At 75.5% G+C, this 5,171-nt stretch carries 3 pseudogenes; 1 reads left to right on the forward strand and 2 read right to left on the reverse strand.

From position 1 onward, the window contains the following. Both JNW87_RS34375 and JNW87_RS34385 read right to left on the reverse strand, forming a co-directional pair. Positions 1-2,207: pseudogene (locus JNW87_RS34375) on the reverse strand (nitrate- and nitrite sensing domain-containing protein); the annotation flags it as partial. Positions 2,208-2,350: 143 nt separating this feature from the next. Beyond that, positions 2,351-3,711 (reverse strand): annotated as a pseudogene (locus JNW87_RS34385) (FGGY family carbohydrate kinase). A gap of 261 nt (positions 3,712-3,972) precedes the next feature. Here JNW87_RS34385 and JNW87_RS34390 point away from each other — a divergent pair. Next, a pseudogene (locus tag JNW87_RS34390) lies at positions 3,973-5,171 on the forward strand (chorismate-binding protein); the annotation flags it as partial.

Raw genomic sequence — 5,171 nt, forward strand, 5'->3', positions numbered from 1 at the left:
CGTCCAGCTGCGGGGCGGGCGCCGGCGCGAGCAGCTCGGCGGGGATCCGGACCTGGGCGACGAGGCCGCCCTCGCCGCCCTCCAGCCGGATCTGGATGCCGGCAGCCCGGTCACCGGCACCGCGGCTGGGGTGGCCGGCCGGATGGCCGCGCCGATCGGGGTGGTCAGCATCCGGGGCGACGCCGGGGCGTCCAGCTGCGGGGCGGGCGCCGGCGCGAGCAGCTCGGCGGGGATCCGGACCTGGGCGACGAGGCCGCCCTCGCCGCCCTCCAGCCGGATCTGGATGCGGTGCCGCGCCCCCAGGTGGCTGACCACGAACAGGCCCATCCGCTCGGAGGCCGCGACGTCGGCCGCCGGCGGCTCGGCCAGCAGCGCGTTCGCCTCCGCGCGCCCGCTCGGGCTCATGCCGAGCCCCTGGTCGGCGATCTCCACCAGCGCCCCGAGGCCCTCGGCCCGAGCGGTGACCCGGACGATGGTGTCCGGGCGGGAGAACGCGGTCGCGTTCTCCAGCAGCTCGGCGAAGAGGTGCACCAGGTCGCCGACGGCGTGCCCGACCACGTGCAGGTCGGGGCTCGAGTCGTGGCGGACCCGCTGGTACTGCTCGATCTCGGCGCTGGCGGCCAGCAGCACGGCCGCCAGGCCGACCGGCCGGGTCCACCGCCGGGTGGACTCGGTGCCGGCCAGCACCAGCAGGCTCTCGTCGTTACGGCGCATGCGAGCGGCCAGGTGGTCCAGCTTGAACAGGTTCTCCAGCTGCTCCGGGTCGCTCTCCTCGCGTTCCAGGTCGTCGAGGAGTTCGAGCTGCCGCTCGACCAGCACCTGGCTGCGCCGGGCGAGGTTGACGAACATGGCGTTGACGTTGCGGCGCATCAGCGCCTGCTCGACGGCGACGCTGACCGCGCTGCGGTGCACCGCCACGAACGCCTCGGCCAGTTCGCCGATCTCGTCCAGCGAACGGACCACCGCCGGCGGCACGTCGATCCCGGTCACCGGGCTGTCCACGGCGCGCAGCCGGTCCAGGGCGTCGGGGAGTTCCACCTGCGCGATCCGCAGCGCCTGGCTGCGCAGCAGCCGCATGGACCGGGCGATGGAGCGACCGATCAGCAGCGAGATCAGCACGGCGACCAGCAGCACCGCGCCGATGCCGCCGACGACCAGCAGGGTGTCCCGCAGCTGCCCCGAGCTGGCCGCGTCGGCCCGGCGTACGGCGTCGTTGAGGACCTCGTTCTCGAGCCGGTGCAGCAGGTCCTGGCGCCGCTCGCTGACTATCCACCAGGCCGGCGCGAGCAGCACCGCCGGTTCGGCGGCCGTGCCGGGCAGGGTCGTCTCCTCCAGCTTGGTGGCCGCCACGAACCCCGGGTCCTCGGAGGTCTGGTCGTATCGGCGAACCTGGTCCGCGGTCGCGACGACCCGGAACGCGCCCAGGGCGGTGAGCTGCTGGGTCCGCAGGTCGGCCAGGGCCACCTGGTCGTCGGCCGCGTACCGGCGGCGCGGGCGGCCGCGTAGAGCTCGGCGCGGATCCGCGAGGAGAGCTCCTTGACCCGGGAGAGCTGGACGTAGCGCAGCACCGCGTCGGTGAGCGCCCGCTGGTCGTCACCGGGCGAGGGCTGGGCCAGCAGGGCGAGCAGCGCGCCGATCGCCCGGTGGTAGTTGCTCAGGATGGTGTCGCTGCTGAGCACCGCCGGCGGCACCGCGGCCCGAATGTAGATGACCTGGTCGTACGCCTCGAGAACCTCGGAGTAGCCGACCCGCCAGGCGGCGTCGCGTCGGCGAGCGGCTCGGCCGCGCCGCGCAGGTCGGCCAGGGCCTGATCGGAGGCGGTCTGCAGCGGCTTCAGCGCGGCGATCGCCGCGTCCCGCTCGGCGCCCCCGGCGGACTCGTGCAGCGCGGCCAGCTCGCCCGCGGTCCGGTCCCGCTCCCGCTGGAGTCGGTCCACCGCCTCGGTGATCTGCCGGCCGATGCCGACCTGCTGGGCGAAGTCGCTCAGCGTGGTGGTCTGCCCGACCAGGCCGCGGGTCTGCACGCCGGCCAGCACCAGGAAGGCCACCGTGGGGATGACCAGCACGGTGGCGAGCTTGGTCCCCATCCGCCAGTCCCGCAGCCGCAGGGCCGAACGGCGGCGGTGCGGCACGACCCGCACGTCGAACCGACTCCGGCGGTGGTTCGAGACCGCGCCCCGATCGGGGTCGGGACCTGCACCCACACATGCCTCCTCGGTCCCTCGCCTCCGCCACCTCGGGGAGCGCAGTCCATCCAACCAGGCCGGCGTGCGGTGTCAACGGCCTGACCGGCCGGTGAACGAGGACGGTCAGCCCGGCCGGGCACCGGCTACGGTGTTCGGCGCGTCCACCTAGTCCGTCCGGCCGATGCCGCCGATCCGTCCCCCGTCGGCGACCCGGCCCAGCGCCACCAACGCCGCCCCGGTCGCCCCGATCTCCGGATGTCGTTGGTGCCGGACCGGTCGTGGGGCCAGCGCGGCGACGAAGGCCTGCCGCCACCACGCCGAGGCGGCCATCGCTCCCCCGCCGAGCACCACCTCGGCCGGCTTCACCACGCCGGACTCCAGCACCGTCAGGTCCTCGGCGACCAGCCGGCACAGGCCCCTCATCAACTCGGCGAGCAGGTCGACGGCGGTGGTGCCGAAGCTGAGCCCGCGCAGCTCACCGGAGCCCGCCGGGGCCAAGCCCGGCGGGCGGTCACCGCCGAAGCGGGGATTGGCCATCACCCGGCCGTCCGCCGGCACCCGGAACAGCGCAGCCTCCAACTCGGCGCCGCTGGGCAGCCGCAGCTCCCGCTGGGCCCAGGCGAAGATGTTCCCGCCGCTGGAGTACGCCGTCCCGGTCACCACGTGCTCGTGGTCCACCCGGTAGCGCCACAGCTGATTCGACAGCGGCGGCAGGTCCACTCCGGCCGGCACCCGCTGGATGAGGCGTACCGCGGCCGACGTGCCGACGGTGACCGCGGCCCGGGACGGGTCGACGCAGCCAGAGCCCACATTGGACGCCGCGCCGTCGCCCACCGGCGCGGTCCACCGCGCTCCGGCCAGCTGCGGCCAGCGCCGGGCGTACTCCGGCCGCAGCCGGCCGCGCCATTCCATCGGGGCCAACCGGGGCAGCTCGCCGGGGCGTACGCCGGCCAGGTCGCACGCCTCCGGGTCCCAGCCCAGCCGGCGCAGGTCGACCAGCCCGGTCCCGGAGGCCATCGAGATGGAGACCGGCGCCTCGGTGAGCAGCACCCCGAGGACGTACTCGGCCAGGCCGGCGAAGCGGGCGACCGGGGTGCCCGCGCGCTCCCGCAGCCAGGGCAGCCGGACCGACCAGAAGCAGCGGTGCCACCAGGTGCCGGTGCGCTGGTGGAAGGCATCCGGGTCGCCGGACCGGCCGCGCCCGCGGGCGGCTCCGGCCGGGTGTCCAGCCAGGTCAGCACCGGCCCGATCGGCTCGCCGTCGGCGTCCAGCGGGACCACCGAGTGCCACTGCGCCGAGGCCGTCACCAACTCGATGTCGCGCAGGTGGCCGGCGTCGGCCAGCTCGTCCAGGCACTCCAGCAGGCAGGCGAGGTACCGCCGGCCGTCCAGCGTGCCGCTGCCGTCCTCGCCGGTGACCACGTGCACCTTCCGCCGCGCCAGCGCGCCGGGCCGCGGGATGGCGTCCGCGTCCAGCACGAGTGCCCGCACGGAGGAGGTGCCCAGGTCGAGAGCGAGAATGTCCATCGCCGGTCAACCTACCCGGCAGGGCGGCCGGCGAAGCCAAGATCCCGACTCGGCCGGGACGCGGCGATCAGGTTCCCGGGGCCCGACGGGTCGCGTACAGTGATCGCCATGCCCGCGCACCTGTCCTGCTGGTGGCCCGCCGACCCGGCGGCCCACCCCCGCGCGTAGCTTTCCCACGCGGCCGCCCGACGAGGCGGCCGCCGGTCTCTCCCCGGCATCCCGGGCCGCCCCGCCGGCGGCTCCCGGCCCGAGGAGACCTCGATGACCCGCCCGCACGACCTGCTCGCCGCCGTCGCCGACGGCGTCGACCCCGGCCCGTTCGCCCTCGTCCGCCGCGAGGGCGCCGACCACCTCGAGCTGTTCACCGGCACCGTACGCACGGCCGACCGGCTCGCCGACATCCCGCTGCCGGACGGCCGCCCGGCCCACGCACGCTGGCCCTGGTCCCGTACCGGCAGATCGGCGAGCGCGGCTTCGCCTGCATCGACGACGGGGTGCCACTGGAATGCCTGGAGATCGCCGAACACCATCGGATCGGACTGGCCGAGGCGCTCGACGTCCTGCCCGACGGCCCGGTACGCAGCACCGGCGCGGGCTTCGACATCGCCGACGACGAGTACGCCGCGACGGTCGGCCGGGTGCTCGCCGACGAGATCGGCCGGGGCGAGGGCGCGAACTTCGTCATCCACCGGACCATGCGGGCCACCGTGCAGGGGCCGACGCTGGTGGCGGCGCTGGCCGCGCTGCGCCGGCTGCTGCTGCGCGAGCGCGGCGCGTACTGGACGTTCGTGGTGCACACCGGCAACCGGACCCTGGTCGGGGCCAGCCCCGAACGGCACGTCAGCGTCGACGACGGCCTGGTGATGATGAACCCGATCAGCGGCACGTTCCGGCACACCGGCGCGGCGGCGGACCGCGACGCCCTGCTGCGCTTCCTCCACGACCCGAAGGAGGTCGAGGAGCTGTACATGGTGCTCGACGAGGAGCTGAAGATGATGGCCACGGTCGCCGAGCACGGCGGTCAGGTGGTCGGGCCGTACCTGAAGGAGATGGCGCACCTCACGCACACCGAGTACCTGCTCGCGGGGCGCGGTTCGCGGGACGTCCGGGAGGTGCTGCGGGAGACGATGTTCGCCCCGACGGTCACCGGCAGCCCGATGGAGAACGCCTGCCGGGTGATCGCCCGGCACGAGCGGGCGGGCCGCCGCTACTACGCGGGCGTCCTCGCGCTGCTCGGCCGGGACGACGCCGGCCGGCAGACCCTGGACGCGCCGATCCTCGATCCGGACCGCGGAGCTCTCCCCCGCGGGCGAGCTGCGGGTGCCGGTCGGGGCGACCCTGGTGCGGCACTCCACCGCGGCGGGCGAGGTGGCGGAGACGCACGCGAAGGCGGCCGGGGTGCTGGCGGCGCTCGGCCTCGGCCGGACGCGCCGGAGGCCGGCCCCCGCCCGGCGGCCCGG

Source organism: Micromonospora sp. ATA51, from assembly GCF_016802855.1.
Lineage (GTDB): Bacteria > Actinomycetota > Actinomycetes > Mycobacteriales > Micromonosporaceae > Micromonospora > Micromonospora sicca.